Genomic DNA, 23,331 nt, shown 5'->3' with positions numbered 1-23,331 from the left:
TTCCCCCGCGCGCCGGGTAGTGAAACAAGTCACACACGCCGCAAACGACTAGCGGCGGAAATCCCGAAGGATTCCCGCCGCTAGTCGTACTGCTTGGCGTGTTTAGGTGCCCTGGCCGTTACCGGCGTTGGTGGCCGCGGCCGTGGCCGGACCCGCACCCGGTGTGGCGCCCAGCACCGACTGCAGTTCAGGCTTCATCGCCTGCAGCTGCGCGCCCCAGTAGGGCCAGTCGTGGGTGCCGTTGGCGTCGAAGTTCCACACCGCGTTGTTACCGCCGGCGGCTTTGTAGGCGTCCTGGAACTTCAGGTTGCTGGTCCGCACGAAGCCCTCGAGGAACTTGGCGGGCAGGTTGTCGCCACCCAGGTCGGACGGCTTGCCGTTACCGCAGTAGATCCAGATTCGGGTGTTGTTGGCGACCAGCTTGCCGACCTGCAGCGACGGGTCGTTGCGGGCCCAGGCCGGGTCCTCCTTGGGGCCCCACATGTCGGCGGCCTTGTAGCCACCGGCGTCGCCCATTGCCAGGCCGATCAGCGACGGGCCCATGCCCTGTGACGGGTCCAGCAGCGCCGACAGCGAGCCGGCGTACACGAACTGCTGCGGGTGGTAGGCGGCCAGGATCAGCGCGGACGAACCGGCCATCGACAGGCCGACCACCGCGCTGCCGGTCGACTTGACCTGCTTCTGGCTCTCCAGGTACGAGGGCAGCTCGCTGGTCAGGAAGGTCTCCCACTTGTAGGTGGTGCAGCCGGCCTTACCGCAGGCGGGCTTGTACCAGTCGGAGTAGAAGCTGGACTGGCCGCCCACGGGCATGACGGTCGAGATGCCCGACTGGTTGTACCACTCGAACGCCGGGGTGTTGATGTCCCAGCCGTTGAAGTCATCCTGCGCCCGCATACCGTCGAGCAGGTACAACGCAGGCGAGTTCGCGCCACCGCTTTGGAACTGGATCTTGATGTCGCGGCCCATTGCGGCGGAAGGAACCTGCAGGTACTCCACCGGCAGACCCGGGCGCGAGAAGGCCCCGGCGGTCGCCGAGCCTCCGACGGCGCCAATCAGGCCCGAGAGCAAGGCCGCACCAGCGGCCGCCACAACGAGCCGGCGCGGCATACCCGCCACGGCGCCGCGCAATCTGTCGACAAGCGTCATCCTTGCTTCCTCATCCTTCTTGCAGCCCTCGGCGCATTTCACCGACCGGCCACTTTCTTGATTGGGTCGAACTGCCTGCGCGCGGGCGCGGCAGTGCTCGTGTAGTCAACCACACGTTGTGCCATTCGGTCGCATCGAGGCGCGGCCGCCAACAGTCGAGCGGCCCTCCTACCCAGCGCTTTTCAATTCAAACATGTGTCTAAAAAGAGCGGTTTTCGGGTGTGCTTGACGCTCATTGCGAGCTGGTGAGAGGCCAAATGTGATGTTGCTGCCATTTTTTCGTGACCGACGCACTGTGATTTGTTCGGCTTGTGCCGAAATTTCTTCTGCGCGACGCTCACTCGCGCGGTGGGGGCGGTAGCTGCGGGGGCAGCGGCAGCCCGCACCGGGCCAGTTCGTAGCGCGGCACCCGGTCGATCCGGTACCCGGTGAACTGGAAGGAGTTCACCAGGTTGGACACGAATCGGTGCGGGGTCATCGGCGCGCGCACCGAGCTGAGCATCGCCTTCGTCTCGGGGCATTGCAGCGCCGCGACGGCCTCCGCGACCCACTGCGCGTCCAGGTAGCCCGGAATCCCCGGGGGGAGCTTCACCCACGGGCCGTCGGCGATCACCCAGTCCGGAAAGAGGTTCTTGTCGTGCCCGATGCGGCCGTGTTTGAGCCGTTCGGTGTGTTGCGCCAGCGGATTCGCCAAACCGATCTGATCGATCACCCTGACATCGAGCCCGACGTTCATGCCGACCATGCCGAGATTGGTGAAAAACACCGCATGCTGGGGCTTTTGCGGGGACTTGTCGCCCGGCGCCGGCTGGGCCTGGGGCACCAGGTCCCACTGGATGTAATTGCCCGACGGCAGCAGCAGCGCGCCTTCGGGCGTGTTGTTGAGGGCGGTCAGGATGGCCGCCATCCGCGGATAGCCCAGGTAGTCCGCGGCGGTCAGCGGATGCGCGTTGCCGGTGGCCTGGGAGTAGAAGCGGCGCTCGTCCACGATCCCGGAGTAGGTGACGTGGGTGGCGTCGTCGCCCATCCCCGCTGAATTCGCCGCCCACAGCGCCCATCCGGCCAACCCCAGCCACAACGCGCCGGCCGCGCCGGCGACCCAGTTACCGGTCTCCCGCGAATAATCCTGGCCGTCGGGGATCGCGATCGGGATGACGGCGACCGGAGCCAGCAGGCAGAACAGTGGGGCCAGCAGCACACGCGCGTGCATGAAGTCGCCGCCTTGCCGGGTCCAGTAGAGGGCCTGCAACAGGCCGCTGATCAGCACCCACGCCACCACCGCCGGCGGGCTGTGCACGGCGCGGGCCATCCGCCCGTAGTTCGGCGCCAGCGCGGGGCGGAGGAACGACGGCCGCCGGCGGGCGGCGAACAGCAGCACGCCCAGCGGCACGAGGAGCACCAGCGGGATCCACACCGCATACGGCGCGTTGAAGTTCGAAAGGTAGATCATGCCCTGGGACCACTTGTCCCCGGCCGCGTCCTTGGCCAGGGCGGTGCCCGGCACCAGCAGGCCGTAGTAGCCCATCCGGAAGATCTCGTAGGTGACCGGCAGGAAACCCCCGGCCACCACGACCAGCGCCCGGCGGCGCCAGGTCCGGGCCGCGACCAGCATCATGATCAGCGCCAGCCCGCCCATGAGCGCCAGTTCCGGCCGCACAAGGACGCTGAACCCGGCGACGAACGCCAGCAGGCCGGTGAACACCTTGTTATCGGTGCGGTTGCGCACCGGCTGCGCCCAGCAGACCATCATCCACCACAGCAGCCCGAGGTAGGCCAGCGCCAAACCGCTTTCCAGCCCGGAGGTGGCGAAGTCCCGCGCCGGCGGCAACGCGATGTACACCAGCGCGCCGGCGGGCAACATGATGGCCCTGCGGCCCCGCAGGCTCGGGGCGTACAGCCGCGCGGCGCCCAGCATCAGCAGCGCCACTCCCACCACCGAGAGCACCAGCGCCAGCGCGAGCGCCACGTACTCCATGCGCAGCGGGCCGCCGACCCAGCTGCCGACGTACATCAGGTAGGTCCAGGCCGTGGAGGTGTTGGCCTCCACGCGTTCACCCTGGTTGAACACCGGCCCGTTGCCGGCGAGCAGATTGCGCACGGTGCGCAGCACGATCAGCCCGTCGTCGGCGATCCAGCGCCGCTGCCAACTCCCCCAGCCGAACAGGATGGCGACCAACGCCACGCTGATCCACAGGCTGGCCCGCACCATCGTGGTGTACGGAAACAACGGCCAGCCGGGCCGCCTGATCACCGGCCGGCTGCGCATCATGCGCGCTTTGAGAGCCTGCAGTTCGGGGCTAACCGAAGGCAACGGCGGCTCCGACTGTCGCGACCCACGCCAGGAACAGCAGCTGCAGCACCCGGTCCCGCAGCGCGATGTCTTCGGGCTCGCCGGCCAGCCCGCCGTCCACGTCGACCGCGTAACGCAGGATCGCGATGGTGAACGGAACCATGGACACCGCGAACCAGGACCCCGAATGGCGGTCGCGCTCGAACGCCCACAGGCCGTAGCAGATCACCACCGCGGTGGCCGACAGCGTCCAGACGAAGCGCAGATAAGTGCTGGTGTAGCTCTCCAGCGACTTGCGGATGGCCGCGCCGGTGCGCTCGGCCAGCTGCAGCTCGGCGTAGCGCTTGCCGGCCACCATGAACAGCGAGGCGAACGCGGCCGACAGCAGGAACCACTGCGACAGCGGGATATCGGTGGCCACACCACCGGCGATGGCCCGCAGCAGATACGCCGACGACACGATGCAGATGTCAAGCACCGCTTGATGTTTGAGGCCGAAGCAGTACGCCAGCTGCATGACGAGGTAGACGGCCATCACCAGCGTCAGGTTGGGCGTCACCGTCCACGCGATGCCCAGCGAGGCCACACCCAGCAGCAGCGCCAAGAAGTACGCCAGCCACTCGGGGACGATGCCGGCCGCGATCGGCCGGAACCGCTTGGTCGGGTGCTCGCGGTCGGCCTCGACATCGCGCACGTCGTTGACCAGATACACCGACGACGCCGCGAGGCTGAACACCACGAACGCCAAGCCCACCTGCGTGAGCATCTGCCCGTAGTCGTAGCGGATACCGCTGCCCAGCCCGGCCACCGGCGCGGCCAGCACCAGTACGTTCTTCACCCACTGCCGGGGGCGGATCGCCTTGATCACCCCGGCGACCAGGTTGGCGGGCGGTCGGGTCACGACGTCCTCACTCATGCGGCTCACCTCTTGCGACCTCTCCTGCGCGGCGCGCGATCGCCGCGACGACGGCACCCAGGGCGATGCCGAACGCCACGTCGCTGGGGTAGTGCACGCCCAGCAGCATCCGCGACAACGCCATTGGGGGCACCAGGACAGCGGACAGCGGCAGACCCGTGGTCCGGCCCATCAGCACCGCCGCGGCAGTGGTCGAAGTGGCATGCGCCGACGGGAAACTCAATTTGCTGGGCGTTCCGACGTTGACCACGACGGCGGGGTCATGCGGCCGCTTGCGGCGCACGATCCGCTTGAGGATGACGGCCGCGGCGTGTGCGGCGAAAGCCCCGGCCCCGGCCACCAGCCAGTCCCGGCGCCGCTTCGGGGACAACACCGCGCCGACCGCGGCGACGGCAACCCAGCCGATGCTGTGCTCGCCGAAGTGGGACAGCGCGCGCGCCACCGACAGCGCCCCGGGACGCTCGCTCAGTGCCGCTTGGACGGCGACCAGCGCGGCCACCTCGCCGCGCGGCGCCTGCGCCGCGGCGGCCTCATGCATGTTCAGCAGCGGGCAGCAACGCCGTCTCCCACTTCTGCTTGCTGGACAACACCGGCAGCGCGTCGCGATACACCCGGCGCATCTCGTCGAACCGGCTGAGTAGCTGGCGCTGACGGCGCAGCGATGCGAACAACAGCGACAACATCTTTCGCCGGTCCCGCTGCCGGTAGACCACGCCGCAACCGTCGGCCGTGGTGACCGTCACGCCGTCGACCGTGCACAGCCGGAACCACCGCGCATCCTGGGTCGGCACGTTGAACTCGGGCCGGGTGTGGGATTCGGTGTCGGCCTTGGTCATGTTGTGCAGGATGCCGCGGGCCAGCCGGTAGCTGATCGACACCGGATTCACCGGCGGCTTCATCGCCTTGGTCTTGTTCCGCGGCGCCGGCAGCTCGCTGGCCGCGGGCAGCACGACGGCGTCCGGGTATTCCTTGCGCAGCCGATGCACTTCCGGCAGACCGGATTCCAGGATCGAGAAGATGTGCTCCGGGCCGGCCAGGAAGTCGTCGATGGCCCGGTTCTGAATCGCGACGGTCGAATACTCAAGGCAGGCAAGGTGTTTCAGCGTCGCTTTGAGGTGGCTGCGGACCAGTCCGGTGATGTCGCCGTCCCAGTGCAGTGCCGCGACCACCAACCGGTTGCGCAGGTGGAAGTAGGCCTGCCAGTCGATGGCGTCGTCCTTGTCGCTCCAGGCCATGTGCCAGATCGCGGCGCCGGGCAGCGTGACCGTCGGATAGCCGTGCTCGCCGGCACGCAGGCCGTATTCGGCGTCGTCCCATTTGATGAACAGCGGCAGCGGTTGGCCCAGTTCCTCGGCGACCTGCCGCGGGATCATGCACGTCCACCAGCCGTTGAAGTCGACGTCGATGCGCCGGTGCAGCAGTGCGCTCCGATCGTTCTTGTCGTTCAACGGGAATTCGGCGAAGTTGTGGTCGTACTCGGCGTGCGGCGCGGCGGTCCACATGAAGTTCGCCTGGTTGACGACCTCGCCCATGATGTGCAGGTGCGACGGCTCCTGCAGGTTGAGCATCTGCCCGCCGATCAGCGTCGGCTTCTTGGCGAAGCGGTTGAGAGCCAGCACCCGCAGGATCGTGTCCGGCTCGATGCGGATGTCGTCGTCCATGAACAGGATCTGTTGGCAGTCGGTGTTTTTCAGCGCTTCGTACATCACCCGGCTGTAGCCGCCGGAGCCGCCGAGGTTGGGCTGGTCATGAATGGACAGCCGAGTGCCCAGGCCCGCGGCCGCGGCCGCGAAGTCCGGGTGGTCGCGCACCTTGCGCACACCCTGGTCCGGCACGATGACCGCGCCGATCACCTTGTCCACCAACGGATCCGCCGTGAGGTCGGCCAGCGCGTTGACACAGTCGGCGGGCCGGTTGAACGTGGGGATGCCGACGGCGATGTTGGCCGTGCCCGGTGCGGGCTCGGTGGCGTACCAGCCGCCGCTGATCAGGTTGACCGCGGTGTCGGTGGTGATGTCGAACCAGATCCAGCCGCCGTCCTCGAACGGCTTGAGCGGTACCTCGATCTCCACGACGGCCGGCTGGTCGTCGGTGCCGACGAATTGGCGGCCCTGCACCGAGATTCGCACCCCGGTGGCCTTGGTCCGGTACACGTCGACGCGCCCGGTCCCGGTCAGCTCGACCCGCAGCGCCACCGACTGACAGATGGACCAGCGGCGCCAGTAGCTGGCCGGAAAGGCGTTGAAGTAAGTGGCGAACGACACCTCGGACTCTTTGCCGATCTCCAGCGACGTGCGGCTGGTGGCGTGGGCGCGCCGGGCGTTGGTCGTCGACTCCTCGAGATACAGCTTGCGCACGTCGAGCGGCTCGCCGGGACGCGGCAGAATGATCCGGGACAGCAGGCTCACGGCACTCACTTGCGCGCGCCTTCCTCTTTGTTCTGGGCTTCGATCAGGGATGCGCCGTCCCGCAGGTGCGGCGCGAGCACGTTGTCGTACATGTTCAGGGCGCTGGCGATGGCCATGTGCATATCCAGGTATTGGTAGGTGCCCAGCCGGCCGCCGAACAGCACCTTCGACGACGCGGTCTCGGATTTCGCCCTGGCTCGGTAGGCGGCCAGCAGGGCGCGGTCGGCTTCGGTGTTGATCGGATAGTAGGGCTCGTCGTCGTCTTCGGCGAAGCGCGAGTACTCCCGCATGATCACGGTCTTGTCGGCGGGATAGTCGCGCTCGGTGTGGAAGTGACGGAACTCGTGGATGCGGGTGTAGGGCACGTCGGGGTCGTTGTAGTTCATCACCGGAGTGCCCTGGAAGTCCCCGGTGGGCAGCACTTCCAGCTCGAAATCGAGGGTGCGCCAGCCCAGCCGGCCCTCGGCGTAGTCGAAGTAGCGGTCCAGCGGCCCGGTGTAGACGACCGGCGCGTCGGGGCTGTCCGCGCGCAGTTGGTCGCGCACGTCGAACCAGTCCGTGTCCAGCCTGACCTCGATGCGATCGTCGGCGGCCATGTTGCGCAGCCAGGCCGTGTAGCCGTCGACGGGCAGGCCCTCGTAGGTGTCGCTGAAGTAGCGGTTGTCGAAGGTGTAGCGCACCGGCAGCCGGGTGATGTTCGCGGCCGGCAACTCCTTGGGGTCGGTCTGCCACTGCTTGGCGGTGTATCCCTTGACGAAGGCCTCGTAGAGCGGACGGCCGATCAGCGAGATCGCCTTCTCCTCGAGGTTCTGCGCGTCGGCCGTGTCGATCTCGGCGGCCTGCTCGGCGATGAGCTTGCGGGCTTCGTCCGGGGTGAAGTACTTGCCGAAGAACTGCGACACCAGGCCCAGCCCCATCGGGAACTGGTAGGCCTGCCCGTTGTGCATCGCGAACACGCGGTGCCGGTAGTCGGTGAAGTCGGTGAACTGCCGCACATAGTCCCAGACCCTCTTGTTGGAGGTGTGGAACAGGTGGGCACCGTACTTGTGCACCTCGATGCCGGTGTGCGGCTCGGCTTCTGAGTAGGCGTTGCCACCGATGTGCGGTCGGCGGTCCACGACGAGGACGCGCTTCCCGAGCTGGGTAGCCACGCGCTCGGCAATGGTCAGTCCGAAGAATCCAGAGCCGACGACGAAAAGATCGAAACGAGCGGTCATCGGTTGCTTAGGGTATCCGACCGCGTGGCCCTAACCCATTTGGCGAGGCCATGCAGCGGCGTTGGCCTTGTGACAACGGCCGTTGGGGCGCCCTGGCCCCGCGATCACAGTCGGGGTCGCAATTGCCTCACGATTCAATATCACCACTCTAGTAACAGGTTCACCACTCGTACCATCGACCTTGTGTGATTCCCACCAGTTAGGAGCGGTGGGACGCGCCGACACAACACATAGTCAGATAGAGGAGACTTCCGTGCCGAACCGACGCCGACGCAAGCTCTCAACAGCCATGAGCGCGGTTGCCGCCCTGGCAGTGGCGAGTCCTTGCGCGTACTTCCTTGTCTACGAATCGACCGCCGGCAACAAGGCGCCCGAGCACCACGAGTTCAAGCAGGCCGCGGTGATGAGTGACCTGCCCGGCGAGCTGATGGGCGCGCTGTCGCAGGGCCTGTCGCAATTCGGGATCAACATGCCCCCGATACCGGCCTTGAGCGGGGGTGCGACCGGCACGCCGGGTCTCGCCAGCCCCGGCCTGGGCACTCCCGGCCTCGGAACCCCCGGGCTGGGGACGACTGGCCTGACCAATCCGGGCGTTACCAGCCCCGGCCTGGCCAGCCCCGGCTTGACCAGTCCCGGCTTGACGAGCCCGGGCCTGACGAGCCCCGGGATGGCGCCCATGACGCCCGGGCTCACCGCGCCCGGCGCGTTGCCGACCACGCCCGGTGGCGGTGTCGCGACCCCGGGTGCCGGGCTCAACCCGGCGCTGTCCAACCCCGGGCTGACCAGCCCGGCTGGGGTCACTCCGGGCCTGGGGGGCACGGCGATGTCGCCGAGTGAGGTGCCGATCGACTCCGCAGCCGGGCTGGACCCGGGCGCCGGTGGCACCTACCCGATCCTGGGCGACCCGTCGTCCTTCGGTAACGCTTCGCCGATCGGCGGCGGTACCGGCCTGGGCGGCGGTTCGAGCACCGGTGGTGCCAGCGGCGGTCTGGTCAACGACGTGATGCAAGCAGCCAACCAGCTGGGTGCGGGCCAGGCGATCGACCTGCTCAAGGGCCTGGTCATGCCGGCCATCACGCAGGGCATGCATGGCGGCGCCGGTGCCGCGAGCGCCCTGCCGGGTGCGGCCGGCGCCCTGCCTGGTGCCGCCGGTGCGCTGCCGGGTGCCGCCGGTGCCCTGCCTGGTGCCGCGGGCGCCCTCCCGGGTGCCGCCGCGGGCGCTCTTCCCGCCGCCGCGGGTGCGGCCGGTGCCTTGCCGGCGGCCGCCGGTGCGGTACCGGCCCTGCCCCCGGTCTAGTCCTTAACAAACCCTCCACAAGACGGCACCGCAGAATCATCTGCGGTGCCGTCGATTTTGTGCAGATTCGCCGGCGTGCAGTTCGTGTCGTCCCATAGATAACATTAGAAACACACGTAACATCAGCTGGTGTCTCGCAGTCGTGCGCCAACGATGTTGCTCACCGCCATGGCGGCGACCGTCGTCCTCGTCTCGTGGGTGGCGGGCACGACACGCGACCGCGGCACCGTCGGCGCGCCGCCGTCACGCGGCACCCAACTCGTCGAGCAGCCGCTGATCGGGCTGGGCGCGGGCGTCACGGTGCGCGAAATCAGTCAGGCCACCCCGTTTTCGCTGGTCGCCCTGACCGGCGACCTGGCCGGCACGTCGACCCGCGTGCGCGCGAAGCGCCCCGACGGCTCGTGGGGCCCCTGGTATCAGACCGAATACGAAACCGCGGCACCCGACCCGGCGTCCCGAGCGGGCGGCGCAGAGTCCGCGACGGAGGGGCCACGCGGCACCGATCCGGTGTTCGTCGGCACCACCACGACCGTTCAGATCGCGGTCACCCGTCCGCTCAACGCGGCGGTGACGCAGCCGCCGCCGGCGCCGCCGGGCGAGAAACCCGACCTGGGCTACAAGCCGGCATCCAGGGAACAGCCCTTCGGCCAGAACATCTCGGCCGTCCTCATCTCTCCACCGCAAGCGCCAGCCGAAACGCATTGGACGCCACCGGCCGGGGTGCTGATGCCGGGGCAGGCCCCGCCCATCATCAGCCGCGCGCAGTGGGGCGCCGACGAGTCGCTGCGCTGCGGTAGCCCGCAGTACGACAACGGGATTCGCGCGGCGGTCGTGCACCACACCGCGGGCAGCAATGACTATTCGCCGCTGGAATCGGCCGGCATCGTCAAGGCGATTTACACCTACCACAGCAAGACGCTGGGCTGGTGCGACATCGCCTACAACGCGCTGGTCGACAAGTACGGCCAGGTATTCGAAGGCAGCGCAGGCGGACTCGCCAAGGCGGTCGAGGCCTTCCACACCGGCGGCTTCAATCGCAACACCTGGGGTGTGGCGATGATCGGCAACTTCGACGACGTGCCCCCCACTCCGATCCAGCTCCGAACCATGGGCCGGCTGCTCGGCTGGCGGCTGGGCCTGGACAACGTCGACCCCAAGGGCACGGTGCAACTGGAGTCGGCGGGCAGCCACTACACCACCTTCCCGGCCGGCTCCATCGCGACGCTGCCGACCATCTTCACCCATCGCGACGTCGGGAACACCGATTGCCCGGGCAACGCCGCCTACGCGCTGATGGACGAAATACGTGACATCGCATCGCATGTCAACGATCCGCCGGAGGAACTGCTCAAGGCGCTGCAGGGCGGTGCGATCTATGACCACTGGCAGGAGATCGGCGGGATGAGCAGCGTGCTGGGCTCGCCGACCTCCCCGGAGGACAGCGCGGAAGGCGACGCCCGCTTCGTCACGTTCGCCCGGGGCGCGATGTACTGGTCACCCGAGACCGGCGCCCAGCCGGTGACCGGCGCCATCTACGACGCCTGGGGCTCGGAGAGCTACGAACGCGGCCCGCTCGGCTTGCCGACCAGCGCGGAAATCCAAGAGCCGCTGCAGATTACGCAGAACTTCCAGCACGGCACGCTGAACTACGAGCGGCTGACCGGAAACGTCTCCGAGGTCGTCGACGGGATCACGGTTCCGCTGACGACCGAATCCCCCAGCGGCCCAACGGTTCCGGCCGAGCACTTCTCGCTGCCGTCGCACCCGACGCCCACGTGACCGGCCGCTAAAGCCACCAGCGTTCCAGCACGCGGCCAACCCCGTCGTCATTGTTGGCGGTGGTGACCTCGTCGGCGGCCGCCTGCACGTCCGGATGGGCATTGCCCATCGCCACGCCGTGCCCCGCCCAGCGCAGCATCGGCAGGTCGTTGGGCATGTCGCCGAACGCCACCACCTCCTCGCGGGCGATCTCCAGCGGCCGGGCGATCTCGTCGATGCCGGTGGCCTTGCTGGTGCCCAGCGGCACGATCTCGATCAGGCCGTTGTTGGTGGAGTAGGTGATGTCGCCCTCGATGCCGACGTGCTTGGCCAGTTCGGCGGCCATGTCGGCGCTGCGGGCCCCGGATCGACGAATGAGCAGCTTGATGGCCGGGGCGCTGAGCAGATCCTGGATCGACACCTCGGTGTTGTCCGGGTTCAGCCAGGCATGCTCGTAGCCCGGCGAGCTGACGAACTGGGGCGTCGCCGTGTCGTGGGCGCTTTCGCCGATCCGCTCGACTGCCAGCCCCGCGCCGGGGATGACGCGGGTCGCCACTTCCGCCAGCTCGGCCAGGGTGTCGACGGCCAGCGTGCGGGTCGACACCACCCGGTCGGTCGCGGCGTCATAGATGACGGCACCGTTGGCGCACACCGAGACTGGCGCGAAACCCAGCGCATCGACGACGGGCCGGATCCAGCGCGGCGGACGGCCGGTCGCCACCACGAACTGCGCGCCGGAAGCAACCGCGGCGCGGATCGCGTCGCGGGTGCGCGGTGAGATCGTCTCGTCGTCGTCGAACAGGGTGCCGTCGACGTCGCAGGCGATGAGCGCCGGCAGGGTCATCGAAACCGCCCGCCGCTGCGGCTGGCCGGACCGCTCAATGCCGCCCGCTCTGGGTCTGCCCGGGTCGCGTCACGCCGTCGGTTCCGTACTTCTGCAACCGCTCCTGCAACTCCGACAATCGGAGTGCCCGGGAATCCTCCTGGGTGGGAGCGCTGCCGCCCAGCCGGCGCGGCACCCAGTATTCGTCTTTCGGGTGCGGATATTCCTCCTGCACCCAATACAGCAGGTCGTTCATCGCCGAACGCAACAGCAGGTTGAGTTCCTCGGGCGTGCCCCGCGGCGGCAACGGCTGCCCGGCCGCGACGGTGATCGGAACCTTGTTGCGAAACACCTTCTTCGGGTGGTCCTTGGGCCAGATCCGGTGAGCGCCCCACACCACGATCGGGACGATCGGCACCCGGGCGTCCAGCGCCATGCGCGCCGCCCCGGTCTTGAACTCGCGCAATTCGAAACTGCGGCTGATGGTGGCCTCGGGGTGCATCCCGATCAGCTCACCCTCGCGCATGCGCTGCACGGCCACATCGAGGGCGTCGTGTCCCGACCTGCGATCCACCGGGATGAGCCGGGCGTGATTGATGACGTAGTTGACCGCCTTCACGTCGGCCATCTCGGCCTTGATCATGAAGTACGCGCGCCGCTTACGCTCGCGGACGGCCATCAGCGTCGGGAGCCAGTCCAGGTAGCTGGTGTGGTTCTGGGCCAGCAGGGCGCCGCCGCGCGCCGGAATGTTCTCCAGGCCGTGATAGGTGAACTTGGTCCCCTGCATCGCAACCATCGGCGGGACGATCCACTCCGCCAGCCGGTAGAACCCCTCGGGCATGTCTTCTCCTTCGCCTACTGCGACGGGGGCTCGGTCCGTTTGGCCGAGCGGGCCGCCGCCTCGGTGGCCTCCATGCGCGCGGCCTCCGCCATCGTTGGCGCTCCGCCGCCCAGCCGGTGCGGCATCCAGTACGCCCCGGGCTCGCCCGGATAGTCCTGTTGCGCCAAGTGCAGCAAGGTGGTCATCGAGTCGCGCAGGGCAGCGTCGGTCTGCGCGATGTCTTCGCGCGCCGATATCGGCGCGCCTACCTGCACAGTAATGGGTGTTTTGGCACGGCCCACATTCCGCGGGTGATCCTTGGTCCAGATTCGCTGCGCTCCCCAGACGATCACCGGCACGATCGGGACGTCGGCTTCGATGGCCATCCGGGCCGCGCCGGACTTGAACTCCTTGAGCTCGAAGCTGCGGCTGATCGTGGCTTCCGGGTACACCCCGACCAGCTCACCTTCGCGCAGCCGTTGCACCGCGATCGCATAGGCACCCGCCCCGGCGCCGCGGTCCACCGGGATGGTCCGGGTGTGCTTGATCAGGAAATTGACAGGCTTGACCTGCTGCATCTCGGCTTTGATCATGAACCTCAGCCGGCGTCCCCGGCGGTGTACCGCCAGCGCGGCGGGCAGGAAGTCGACATAGCTGGTGTGGTTGATCGCCACCACGGCGCCGCCCCGCCCGGGGATCTGCTCCTCACCCCGGTAGGTGATTTTGGTGCCGGTGGCCTTGACCGCCAGTTGAGCCAGAAGCTCCAAAGCGCGGAAGGTCGGCTCCACCATCGATCACTACTCCGACGCCCCTGCGGACCGGGCCCGGCGGGCCGCCCGCGCGGCCGCCTCCTCGGCCTCCAGCTGGGCCGCTTGCGCCAGCGACGGAGCGCCTCCGCCCAACCGGTGGGGCACCCAGAACTCGCCGGCCGGGTGCGGCCCGTACATCTCCTGCGCGCGCTCGAGCAGATGCTGCATGCGCGAATGCAGCAGACCCTTCAGTTCCTCGATGCCCAGCGTCGGCTCGATCGGTTCGCCGACCAGCACCATGATCGGAACCTTCGGACGCCACAGCTTCTTCGGGTGGTCCTTGGTCCAGATCCGCTGGGCACCCCAGACGATGTGCGGAACGATCGGCACCCCGGCCTCGACGGCCATGCGCGCGGCCCCCGATTTGAATTCCTTGATCTCGAAGCTGCGGCTGATCGTGGCTTCGGGGTAGACGCCGACCAGCTCGCCGTCCTTCAAGTGCCGGACGGCGGCCTCGAAGGAGGCGGCGCCGTCTTGCCGATTCACCGAGATGTGCCGCAGGCTGCGCATGATCGGCCCGGTGAACTTGTGGTCGAAAACCTCCTGCTTGGCCATGAACCGCACCTTGCGACCCAGGCCCTGCTTGTAGGCCGGCAGTCCCGCGAAGGTGAAGTCCAGGTAGCCGGTGTGGTTGATCGCGATCACCGCACCGCCGCTTTTCGGCAGGTTCTCCACACCCGCGATGGTGATTTTCAGACCCTGGACACGCCAGACCAGGCGGGCGAGCTGAATGACAGTCCCGTAAACCGGTTCCACAGCAGTTCAGCCTAATGCTCCCGACCCTGCGCCGCCCGAACAGCCGGAAATCCCAGGTGGACGGACCGGGCGCGGGGGCGCCGTCAGCGGGCGGCGGTGGCAGGACGATGGTGCCGGCTCGCGCTAAGCTCGGGGGCTGAAAAGCCGTCACCCCCGGCCGGGGCCGCAGCAGCCTTTAACCGGCCCCAGGAAGGTATCAGTGCAGGTCACCAGCGTCGGCCACGCCGGATTTCTGATCCAGACCCAAGCGGGCAGCATCCTTTGCGACCCGTGGGTCAATCCCGCCTACTTCGCGTCGTGGTTCCCGTTCCCGGACAACAGCACGCTGGACTGGGACCACCTGGGTGACTGCGACTACCTGTATGTCTCGCACCTGCACAAGGACCACTTCGACGCGAAGAATCTGGCCGAGCACGTCAACAAGGACGCGGTGGTGTTGCTGCCGGACTTCCCGGTGCCCGACCTGCGAAATGAGTTGGAGAAGCTGGGTTTTCACCGGTTCTACGAGACCAGCAACTCGGCCAAGCACCGGATCAGCGGTCCGAAGGGCGAGCTCGACGTCATGATCATCGCCCTGCGGGCGCCGGCCGACGGCCCGATCGGTGATTCGGCGCTGTTGGTTTCCGACGGTGCGACAACGGTTTTCAACATGAACGACGCCCGGCCCGTGGACCTGGACGTGCTGGCGTCCGAGTTCGGGCACATCGACGTGCACATGCTGCAGTACTCGGGGGCCATCTGGTACCCGATGGTCTACGACATGCCCGCCCGCGCCAAGGAGTCCTTCGGCGTCCAGAAGCGGCAACGCCAGATGGACCGCGCCCGCCAGTATCTCGCCCAGGTGGGCGCGACGTGGGTGGTCCCGTCCGCGGGCCCGCCCTGCTTCCTGGACCCCGAGCTGCGCGACCTCAACGACGACCACGCCGATCCGGCCAACATCTTCCCCGACCAGATGGTCTTCCTGGACCAGATGCGCAGGCACGGCAACGACGGCGGGCTGCTGATGATCCCCGGGTCGACCGCCGACTTCACCGGCTCCACCCTGAATTCGCTGACCCATCCGCTGCCCACGGACGAGGTCGAGGCCATCTTCACCACGGGCAAGGCCGACTACATCGCCGACTACGCCGAACGGATGGCGCCGGTCGTCGCCGCGCAGCGGGCCAGCTGGGCGCCGGCCACCGGGGAGCCGCTGCTGGAACCGCTGCGCGCCCTGTTCGAGCCGATCATGTCGCAAAGCGACGAGATCTGCGACGGGATCGGCTATCCCGTCGAGCTGGTGCTCGGCCCGGAGACCGTGATCCTGGACTTTCCGAAACGTGCTGTGCGGGAACGTATTCCGGATGAGAAGGTCCGCTACGGGTTCGCGATTGCGCCGGAGTTGGTCCGCACCGTGCTGCGCGACGGCGAGCCGGACTGGGTCAACACCATCTTCCTGTCGACCCGGTTCAGGGCCTGGCGAGTCGGCGGCTACAACGAGTACCTCTACACGTTCTTCAAGTGCCTGACCGACGAACGGATCGCCTACGCCGACGGCTGGTTCGCCGAGACTCACGACGACTCGGCCTCGGTCACGCTGGACGGCTGGGAGATTCAGCGCCGCTGCCCGCACCTCAAGGCCGACCTGTCGAAATTCGGTGTGGTCGAGGGAAACACGTTGACCTGCAACCTGCATGGCTGGCAGTGGCGACTGGACGACGGGCGCTGCCTGACCGCGAAGGGTCACCAGCTGCGGAGTTCACGGGCGTGAGCGACTCCTACGGCTCCTACGATGACGGCCTGGTCCAGCTGGACCGCGCGGCGATCACGTTGCGCCGCTACCACTTTCCGTCGGGCACGTCGAAGGTGATCACACTCGATGCGATCCGCGGGTACAAGACCGAAGACCTGGGACTGTTCACCCACCGGTTCCGGATATGGGGCAGCTCTGACTTTCGCCGCTGGCTGCCGCTGGATATCAGCAGGCCCTTCAAGTCGAAGCTGATCACGCTGGACGTGCCCGGCACCCGGCCCTCCCCCGCGTTCACGCCGGCGCGCCCCGACGAGTTCACCGCCCTGTTGGACGAGCTGCTCCCCCGGCGCGGCTAGGACCCGCTCTACCGGCCCCGGTCGGTCAGCGCTTGGCGCGCCGCGTTGTAGCCGGGGACGAAGGTGATCCCCGGGCCGCCGTGACAGCCCGCGCTGCCCAGGTACAGGCCCTCGATCGGGATCGGCTGGCCGAGGAAACCCCGCGGGCCTGGCCGGTTCGGTCCGATCTGGTTGGCGTTCAACAGGCCGTGGCAGTAGTCGCCGCCGGGGGCGCCGAACATCACACCCATGTGCCGGGGCGTGAAGGTGGTGTGCCGGATGATGCTGCGTTCGAAATTCGGGGCGAGCCTGGTGATCTTGTCGATCACCCGCTGGCCCATTTCGACCTTGGCCTGCCCATAATCCACGTCGCCCTCGATCGGGAAGAACAGCGCGAACGCCGACGCGGCATGCTTGCCCTCCGGCGCCAGGTCCGGGTCGTTCTGCGACGGGATCTGCAACACGACGGTCGGGTCGGCCGGGACGATGCCGCGCCGCGCGTCCTCCCATTGCTGCTGGACCTCCTCCGGCGTACAGAACAGGCCGATCGAGGCCTGCATGGCCGGCTCGTTGAGGGCCTCGTAGGGCGCGGCGAAGGCGGGCGCCTCCTCGAGCGCGAAGTGCATCTGCAGGTAGCTGCCGCGGTGGTCGATGCGCGCGTAGCGTTCCCGGATGTCGGCGGGCAGCGCGGCGGGATCGATCATGTCGTTGAGCGTGACGTCCGGAGCGATGCCGGAGATCACGATCGGGGCGGTCAACGTCTCGCCCGCCTCGGTGCGCACCCCGGTCACCCGTCCGTCGGCGACCAGGATCTCGGTCACCTTGGTGCGCAACCGGAGTTCGCCGCCATGGCTTTGCAGCACGTCGCACAGGTGCGAGGTGAGTGCGCCGATGCCACCGCGCAGCTTCTTCATCTGCATGGTGTCGCCGTCGGGCACGCCGAGGCCGAAGGCGAGCGCGGCGGCGCTACCGGGCGTGGACGGCCCCCGGTAGAGCGTGTTGACGGCCAGCACCGTCATCGAGCCGCGGATCGCGCCGAACTTCTCGCGGTCCGGCAGGTAGCGGTCCAACACGTCGGTGACCGAGCCGAACAACATGTCATCGATCGCCGAGCGCTCGAATTCGTTTGTCGCACAGGCATACATCTCGTCGATGCTCTTGGGTGGTGTTCCGGCTTCGAACCGGCCCAGCGCGCGGGTCGGGCCCTGACTCCAGGCCATCAACCCCGCCATGCCGTTGACGGCGTCCGCGCCGTGCACCTCGTTGAGATGGGTGAACAGCTTGACGGGGTCGCTGTACTGCACCAGCGGATCGTCGCCGACGCCGCGCACGGCCACCGACATCACGTCCAGGTCGATCGTCGGAATGGTGTCCAGGCCCAGCTCGTCGACCACCACCTGGGACGTCGGGAATTGCACCGAGCCGGCGATCTCGAACTGGTACCCGTCGAAAAGCTCGACGGTGGAGGCCATGCCGCCCGCGTAGAGCTTGGGATCCAGGCACACCGTCTTCAGTCCGGCCTTCTGCAGCAGCACGGCCGCGGTCAGCCCGTTGTGGCCCGCGCCGATAACAATCGCGTCGTAATCAGTCATGTCCTGCCCTCCGGAATGGAGGCTCGCACGACACCAAAGTTTTGTCAATTATGACGAAACTTCGCGGGCGGTCGCCGTGACCCAGCTGTCGGTGATCCCCTCCCGCAGCGCCTCCAGCGCCGCGTGGCACAGCCGCGCGAGTTCGCCCAGCGACCGCTCGTCGCTGTCCATCCAGACCTCCATCGCGCCGAACACCGCGGCCGCAATGCATCTCGCGGTGACGGCGGCACGCACCCGTCGGTCCGCCGTCGGATCTGCGGTCCCGTTGGCCCCGCGGCTGCGCCGTTGCAGTTGCGCGCCAATGGCATCGGCGAAGTCGGCCTGGACATCCCGGATGTGGCGGACGATGCGGCCGGGGTCCAGCTCGTCTTGCCGCAGGGCGGCGATCTTGGTGACGGCATCGACGTCATACGGGAACGAGAAGATGGCTGCCTGCACCGAGTCGATGATGGGTTCGTCGGCCGGCCTGGCATCCAGAGCGGAGCGAAACCAGTGCAGCCCGGTGTAGTCGGCGAACAGCAGATCGTGCTTGGAGCTGAAGTGGCGGTAGAACGTCCGCAGCGACACCCCGGCGTCGGCGGCGATCTGCTCGGCCGACGTGTCTTCCACGCCCTGGGCCAGGAATCGCACCAGTGCGGCCTGCCGCAAGGCTTCGCGGGTGCGCTCGCTGCGCGCCGTCTGCGCGGGCCTGACCATGGGAAGAAGGTACCAAGCCCGCGGAGCCGGCAGCGGGTTGTTGTGTCAATATTGACAAAACTTTGCGCCGGGGGTGAGACTGCGCCCATGGTCTCGCTACTCACTCACGCGGTACTCGGCCTGGCGGTCATCAGCTGGATCGTCATGGCCAACAGAGGAGTTTTCGCCCGGCCGGACAACGGCCCGCTCTTCTCGCCAATGGAAATCGTGTACTACGTCGTCGGCATCGCGTCGGTCGCCCTCGGCTGGTATTTCAACATCACCTTCGTGCACCAGTACGCGCACGGATCCACCAACCCGCTCTGGGGCGAACACGGCAGCTGGGTCGAATACATCAAGCTGATGTTCACCAACCCGGCCGCCAGCTCGGCCAGCCAGGACTACACGATCGCCAATGTCGTTCTGCTGCCGATCTTTACGATCGTGGACGGCTACCGCCGCGGTCTGCGCCACCCGTGGCTGTACTTCGTGTCCAGCCTGTTCACCAGCTTCGCGTTCGCGTTCGCGTTCTACTTCGCGACCATGGAACGCCAGCGCCGGCACGAACGGGACCGCGCGCCGGTCAACGCCTAGCCGACGCCTTGCTGGCCCGCCACTTCTGCCGGCCGCCCCTGACGTCGGTGTCGACGTCGCTGAATCCCGCGGCGCGAAGCCGCCCGGGGAGGTCGCGGGGCGCGATCGGGTTGTAGGTGTCGCCGACGTGAATCAGACGGAAGGCCCACGACGGAACGCCGTCGCTGCCGGCGAACACCCCGCCGGGTTGCAGCACCCGGAACGCCTCGGCGAACAGGCGGTCCTGCAACTCGGGGCGGGGAACGTGGTGCAGCATCGTGAAGCACACCACCGAGGTGAAATGGTCTGCGGGCAAACCGGTTTCGCCGCCGTCACCGTGGATGATGCGCGCCCGGTCGCCGTAAAGGCGCTGCAGGCGATCGGCCATCGCGGCGTCCACTTCGACCGCCGTGAGCGACGCCGTGCGCTCGAGCAGGGCGCGCAGCGTCGCCCCGTATCCGGGGCCGATTTCCAATGTGCGCGCGCCCAATTCGATGCCCCGCAGCGCCCAGGGCAACAGCTCATCGGCCACCGCCCTTTCCCAGCCCGCTGAGCTGCACCGGCGTCGGTGCAGGAGATTCATCGCCATCGTGATCCCGCCTTTCTATGGGTCAACCAGAACGCTATGCTGTCACCCGCACTGCGGGCTTCCGATATCCTGCCGAGATATGTCGGAATTCAGCCATCACGGGCCGGCGACGTCGTCGCAGACGCTCCCGCCGGGAGCGCAGATCGAACGGCATCGGCATCCCCTGCACCAGATCGTCTACCCGTCGTCGGGCGCGGTCTCGGTGACCACCCCGGCGGGAACGTGGATCACGCCGGCGAATCGTGCCATCTGGATACCGGCGGGGTGCTGGCACGAACACAAGTTCCACGGCACGACGCAGTTTCACGGCGTCGCGCTGGACCCCGGCCGCTATCGCCGCGGCCCCGCGGCGCCCGCCGTCCTGGCGGTCAATCCGTTGATGCGCGAGTTGATCATCGCGTGTTCGCAGACCGATGGCACCGACACCGACGAGCATCACCGGATGCTGGCCGTGCTGCACGATCAGTTACAGGGGACCAGCGTCGGGGAGCCGCTGTGGATTCCCACCCCCGTCGACGGCCGGCTGCGTCAAGCCTGTGCGTTGATCGCCGACAACCTGCGAGAGTCGTTGACGCTGCAGCAGATTGGCGACCGGGTCGGCGTCGGCCAGCGCACGCTTAGCCGGCTGTTCAGCGACGAGCTGGCCATGACGTTCCCGCAGTGGCGCACCCAGGTCCGGCTGCAGCATGCCCTGGTGCTGCTCGCCGAGCGGCGCGATGTCACCTCGGTGGCGGCCGAATGTGGTTGGGCCACACCGAGTGCCTTCATCGACAGCTACCGGCGAGCGTTCGGGCACACCCCCGGCCAGCTGGCCGGCAAGGCCTTCTAGCCCGCGGGCTCCAGCACGTCGACGCCGACGAACGGCACCAGCGCCTCGGGCACACGCACGCTGCCGTCGGGCTGCTGGTGGTTCTCCAGGATCGCCACCAGCCACCGCGTGGTGCCCAGCGTGCCGTTGAGCGTGGCGGCGGTCTGCGGTTTGCCGGCCTCGTCGCGATACCGGGTGGCCAGCCGGCGGGCCTGGAACGTGGTGCAGTTCGACGTCGACGTCAGCTCGCGATAGGCGCCCTGCGTGGGAACCCAAGCCTCGCAATCGAATTTGCGCGCGGCCGACGAGCCGAGATCGCCTGCGGCGACGTCGATCACCCGGTAGGGCACCTCGATGCGGGCCAGCATCTCACGCTGCCAACCCAGCAGCCGCTGGTGTTCGGCCTCGGCGTCGGCGGGCGTGCAGTAGACGAAGCCCTCGACCTTGTCGAACTGATGCACCCGGATGATGCCGCGGGTGTCCTTGCCGTAGCTGCCGGCCTCGCGGCGGAAGCACGACGACCATCCCGCGTACCGCAGCGGCCCGCGGGACAGGTCCAGGATCTCGTCGGAGTGATAGCCCGCCAGCGGCACCTCCGAGGTGCCCACCAGGTACAGGTCGTCGGCCTCGACCCGGTAGATCTCCTCGGCGTGCGCGCCCAGGAATCCGGTGCCGGCCATCACCTCCGGGCGCACCAGCACCGGCGGAATCATCGGGATGAAGCCGTTCTCGACGGCCAGCCGCAACGCCAGCTGCAACAGGCCCAGCTGGAGCAGCGCACCCTTGCCGGTCAGGAAGTAGAACCGCGACCCCGACACCTTGGCCCCGCGCTGCATGTCGATGAGACCGAGCGATTCGCCGAGCTCCAGGTGGTCCTTCGGGTGGTCGATCGCCGCGGGCTCGCCGACCATGTCGAGGACGGCGAAGTTGTCCTCCCCACCGGCGGGCACCCCGTCGATGACGACGTTGGAGATCGCCATGTGCGCCGCGGTGAACGCCGTCTCCGCGTCGGCCTGGGCGGTTTCGGCGGCCTTCACCTGCTCGGCCAATTCCTTGGCGCGTGCCAGCTTGGCCGGGCGCTCCTCGGGGGACGCCGCGCCCACGCTCTTGCTGGCGGCCTTCTGCTCGGCCCGTAGGGAGTCCGCCGACGAGATCGCGGCCCGGCGGGCGGCGTCGGCGGTCAGCAGTGCGTCTACCAGCGACGGGTCCTCGCCACGACTGAGTTGGGAGCGGCGCACGGCGTCGGGGTCTTCCCGGAGCTGCTTCAGGTCGATCACGGCCCTGAGACTACTTTCACCGCGTCCGGCCGGCTGGCGGCGCATCCACTCCCGCTGACCGCAGGACTCACATCAGTAACTTTTGTCACGCGTCTCAGGTGCTGCTGTCAGAATGGAGCGGATGTCGCAAGCGCCCGAGAAGGAACTTTCGGAAGCCCGGGAACGCCGGGCGGTCGAGTCAACCGATGAGTCGTCCGGTCTCCAGCCGTCCGCCTTCGGTTGGCCGCGCAGCCTGCAGGCCCGGGCGACCCGGCGGGCGCTGCTGCTGACCGCGCTCGGCGGCCTGCTGATCGCCGGGCTGGTCACCGCGATCCCGGTCGGTGGTGCCGGCTCGGGGCGGTTCCTCGACAGCAGCCCGGTGCGCAGCACCGGCACCAAGAGCGACGCCGCCTTCAACCGCGCCTCCCCCGGCGAGTGCCTGATGTGGCCGGACACCACCCCGGAGTCGGCCAAGATCGTCAACTGCGGCGACGAGCACAAGTTCGAGGTCGCCGAATCCATTGACATGCGGACGTTCCCGGGCTCGGAGTACGGGCCCAACGCCGCACCCCCGACGCCCGCGCGCATCCAGCAGATCACCCAGGAGCAGTGCGAGGCCGCCGTCCGCAACTACCTCGGCGCCAAGTTCGATCCGAACAGCCGGTTCACCGTCAGCCTGCTGTGGCCCGGCGACCGGGCCTGGCGCCAATCCGGCGATCGCCGCATGCTGTGCGGCCTGCAGCTGCCCGGCATGAACAACCAGCAGCAGGCGTTCAAGGGCAAGGTCGCCGACGTCGACCAGTCCAAGGTGTGGCCGGCCGGCACCTGCCTAGGCATCGATTCGGCGACCAACCAGCCGACCGACGCGCCGGTCGACTGCGCGGCGCCGCACGCGATGGAGGTCACGGGCACGGTCAACCTGGCCGAGAAGTTCCCCGGCGCCCTGCCCGCCGAGCCCGACCAGGACGGCTTCATCAAGGACTCGTGCACCAAGATGACCGACGCGTACCTAGCGCCGGTCAAGCTGCGAACCACCACCCTGACGCTGATCTACCCGACGGTGCCGCTGGCCAGTTGGACGGCGGGCAGCCGAGAGGTGGCCTGCAGCATCGGCGCGACGCTGGGCAACGGCGGCTGGGCCACCCTGCTCAACAGCGCCAAGGGTCAGCTGCTGATCAATGGCCAGCCGCCGGTGGCGCCGCCCGACATTCCCGAAGAGCGGCTCACCATGCCGCCGATTCCCCTGCAGGCCCCGGCTCAGTCGCCGTCCAGCCAGTCCGGCTCGGGTGCCGGCACGGGCTCGGCCCCGGAGATCCCGCCCAACAACCAGCACCTGCCCGGGCAGCAGCCGGCTCAGCAGCCCCAGCAGCAGGCCCCGCAGCAACAGGCGCCCGCCCAGCAGGCGCCGCCGCCGGCGGATAACGGCGCCCCGCCGGCCAATCCGGCACCCGAGGCGCCGGCGCCTCCGCCTCCGCCTCCACCCCCGCCGCCCGCGAGCGCGGCCCCGGAGGCGCCGCCGCCCGCCGAGCCC

Annotated in this window: 21 protein-coding genes; 7 read left to right on the top strand and 14 right to left on the bottom strand. The window is 68.2% G+C overall.

The genetic code is table 11. From position 1 onward, the window contains the following. Window positions 1-102: 102 nt before the first annotated feature. From ag85A to glf, 6 genes are all read right to left on the bottom strand, one after another. Complete coding sequence (gene ag85A / locus A5732_RS14480) at window positions 103-1,146, bottom strand: diacylglycerol acyltransferase/mycolyltransferase Ag85A (protein ID WP_076055872.1); 1,044 nt, start codon at window positions 1,144-1,146, stop codon at window positions 103-105. A gap of 337 nt (window positions 1,147-1,483) precedes the next feature. Then, window positions 1,484-3,457 (bottom strand): terminal beta-(1->2)-arabinofuranosyltransferase, encoded by a 1,974-nt coding sequence (aftB, locus tag A5732_RS14475; RefSeq protein WP_290439401.1) that lies wholly within the window; start codon window positions 3,455-3,457, stop codon window positions 1,484-1,486. Next, the gene (locus A5732_RS14470; protein ID WP_249266839.1) at window positions 3,444-4,352 is read right to left on the bottom strand and encodes a decaprenyl-phosphate phosphoribosyltransferase; all 909 of its coding nucleotides are present in this window, start codon (window positions 4,350-4,352) and stop codon (window positions 3,444-3,446) included. Before A5732_RS14470 ends, aftB begins: the two co-directional genes overlap by 14 nt. Beyond that, entirely contained in the window at window positions 4,345-4,890 is a 546-nt protein-coding gene (locus A5732_RS14465) for a phosphatase PAP2 family protein (RefSeq protein ID WP_076102573.1), read from the bottom strand. The genes A5732_RS14470 and A5732_RS14465 overlap by 8 nt, the downstream gene beginning before the upstream one ends. Continuing rightward, entirely contained in the window at window positions 4,883-6,769 is a 1,887-nt protein-coding gene (locus tag A5732_RS14460) for a glycosyltransferase (protein WP_076102572.1), read from the bottom strand. The genes A5732_RS14465 and A5732_RS14460 overlap by 8 nt, the downstream gene beginning before the upstream one ends. After that, complete coding sequence (glf, locus tag A5732_RS14455) at window positions 6,766-7,977, bottom strand: UDP-galactopyranose mutase (RefSeq protein WP_064950903.1); 1,212 nt, start codon at window positions 7,975-7,977, stop codon at window positions 6,766-6,768. Before glf ends, A5732_RS14460 begins: the two co-directional genes overlap by 4 nt. A gap of 253 nt (window positions 7,978-8,230) precedes the next feature. Here glf and A5732_RS26770 point away from each other — a divergent pair, with 253 nt between their 5' ends. Both A5732_RS26770 and A5732_RS14440 read left to right on the top strand, forming a co-directional pair. Further along, on the top strand, window positions 8,231-9,274 hold the full coding sequence (locus A5732_RS26770; protein ID WP_171975025.1) for a PirG: 1,044 nt from the start codon (window positions 8,231-8,233) through the stop codon (window positions 9,272-9,274). A 126-nt stretch (window positions 9,275-9,400) separates the two neighbouring features. Then, window positions 9,401-11,053 carry an LGFP repeat-containing protein gene (locus tag A5732_RS14440; protein ID WP_178413044.1) on the top strand — a complete coding sequence of 551 codons (1,653 nt, stop codon included), beginning with the start codon at window positions 9,401-9,403 and terminating at the stop codon, window positions 11,051-11,053. Between the two features lie 7 nt (window positions 11,054-11,060). Here the strand turns inward: A5732_RS14440 and A5732_RS14435 are convergent, their stop codons facing one another. From A5732_RS14435 to A5732_RS14420, 4 genes are read right to left on the bottom strand one after another with little or no spacing between them, the layout of a single operon-like run. Next, entirely contained in the window at window positions 11,061-11,876 is an 816-nt protein-coding gene (locus tag A5732_RS14435) for a Cof-type HAD-IIB family hydrolase (RefSeq protein WP_065056787.1), read from the bottom strand. 34 nt (window positions 11,877-11,910) lie between these two features. Beyond that, the gene (locus tag A5732_RS14430) at window positions 11,911-12,696 is read right to left on the bottom strand and encodes a lysophospholipid acyltransferase family protein (protein ID WP_065056786.1); all 786 of its coding nucleotides are present in this window, start codon (window positions 12,694-12,696) and stop codon (window positions 11,911-11,913) included. 14 nt (window positions 12,697-12,710) lie between these two features. Further along, window positions 12,711-13,466 carry a lysophospholipid acyltransferase family protein gene (locus tag A5732_RS14425; RefSeq protein WP_076055647.1) on the bottom strand — a complete coding sequence of 252 codons (756 nt, stop codon included), beginning with the start codon at window positions 13,464-13,466 and terminating at the stop codon, window positions 12,711-12,713. Window positions 13,467-13,472: 6 nt separating this feature from the next. After that, on the bottom strand, window positions 13,473-14,240 hold the full coding sequence (locus A5732_RS14420) for a lysophospholipid acyltransferase family protein (protein WP_064950897.1): 768 nt from the start codon (window positions 14,238-14,240) through the stop codon (window positions 13,473-13,475). A 199-nt stretch (window positions 14,241-14,439) separates the two neighbouring features. Here A5732_RS14420 and A5732_RS14415 point away from each other — a divergent pair, with 199 nt between their 5' ends. Both A5732_RS14415 and A5732_RS14410 read left to right on the top strand, forming a co-directional pair. Further along, on the top strand, window positions 14,440-15,990 hold the full coding sequence (locus tag A5732_RS14415) for an MBL fold metallo-hydrolase (RefSeq protein ID WP_076102570.1): 1,551 nt from the start codon (window positions 14,440-14,442) through the stop codon (window positions 15,988-15,990). Beyond that, complete coding sequence (locus A5732_RS14410) at window positions 15,987-16,328, top strand: hypothetical protein (RefSeq protein WP_076055643.1); 342 nt, start codon at window positions 15,987-15,989, stop codon at window positions 16,326-16,328. The genes A5732_RS14415 and A5732_RS14410 overlap by 4 nt, the downstream gene beginning before the upstream one ends. 8 nt (window positions 16,329-16,336) lie before the next feature. Here A5732_RS14410 and A5732_RS14405 read toward each other — a convergent pair whose 3' ends face one another. Both A5732_RS14405 and A5732_RS14400 read right to left on the bottom strand, forming a co-directional pair. Beyond that, the gene (locus A5732_RS14405) at window positions 16,337-17,899 is read right to left on the bottom strand and encodes a phytoene desaturase family protein (protein WP_076102569.1); all 1,563 of its coding nucleotides are present in this window, start codon (window positions 17,897-17,899) and stop codon (window positions 16,337-16,339) included. 48 nt (window positions 17,900-17,947) lie between these two features. Continuing rightward, entirely contained in the window at window positions 17,948-18,595 is a 648-nt protein-coding gene (locus A5732_RS14400) for a TetR/AcrR family transcriptional regulator (protein WP_076102568.1), read from the bottom strand. An 87-nt stretch (window positions 18,596-18,682) separates the two neighbouring features. Between A5732_RS14400 and A5732_RS14395 the strand changes: the two genes are divergently transcribed. Then, window positions 18,683-19,168: a DUF2834 domain-containing protein gene (locus A5732_RS14395; protein WP_076055638.1), complete on the top strand. Its 486-nt coding sequence runs from the start codon at window positions 18,683-18,685 to the stop codon at window positions 19,166-19,168. Here A5732_RS14395 and A5732_RS14390 read toward each other — a convergent pair. After that, window positions 19,158-19,736 (bottom strand): class I SAM-dependent methyltransferase, encoded by a 579-nt coding sequence (locus tag A5732_RS14390; RefSeq protein ID WP_076102567.1) that lies wholly within the window; start codon window positions 19,734-19,736, stop codon window positions 19,158-19,160. The two genes, A5732_RS14395 and A5732_RS14390, sit on opposite strands and share 11 nt — an antisense overlap. A 79-nt stretch (window positions 19,737-19,815) precedes the next feature. Here A5732_RS14390 and A5732_RS14385 point away from each other — a divergent pair, with 79 nt between their 5' ends. Next, window positions 19,816-20,565, top strand: coding sequence for an AraC family transcriptional regulator (locus A5732_RS14385; protein ID WP_076102566.1), 750 nt, complete (start codon window positions 19,816-19,818; stop codon window positions 20,563-20,565). On the opposite strand, the gene serS is transcribed toward A5732_RS14385, so the two are convergent. Continuing rightward, window positions 20,562-21,821 (bottom strand): serine--tRNA ligase, encoded by a 1,260-nt coding sequence (gene serS / locus A5732_RS14380; protein ID WP_076102565.1) that lies wholly within the window; start codon window positions 21,819-21,821, stop codon window positions 20,562-20,564. The two genes, A5732_RS14385 and serS, sit on opposite strands and share 4 nt — an antisense overlap. A gap of 112 nt (window positions 21,822-21,933) precedes the next feature. Between serS and A5732_RS14375 the strand changes: the two genes are divergently transcribed. Beyond that, on the top strand, window positions 21,934-23,331 hold a 1,398-nt coding region (locus A5732_RS14375; RefSeq protein WP_076102564.1), incomplete at its 3' end, for a septum formation family protein.

The sequence above is a fragment of the Mycobacterium colombiense genome, assembly GCF_001953985.1.
GTDB lineage: Bacteria > Actinomycetota > Actinomycetes > Mycobacteriales > Mycobacteriaceae > Mycobacterium > Mycobacterium colombiense_B.
The sequence above is the reverse complement of the archived record's forward strand: the minus strand, read 5'-3'. Positions and strand labels throughout refer to the sequence as shown.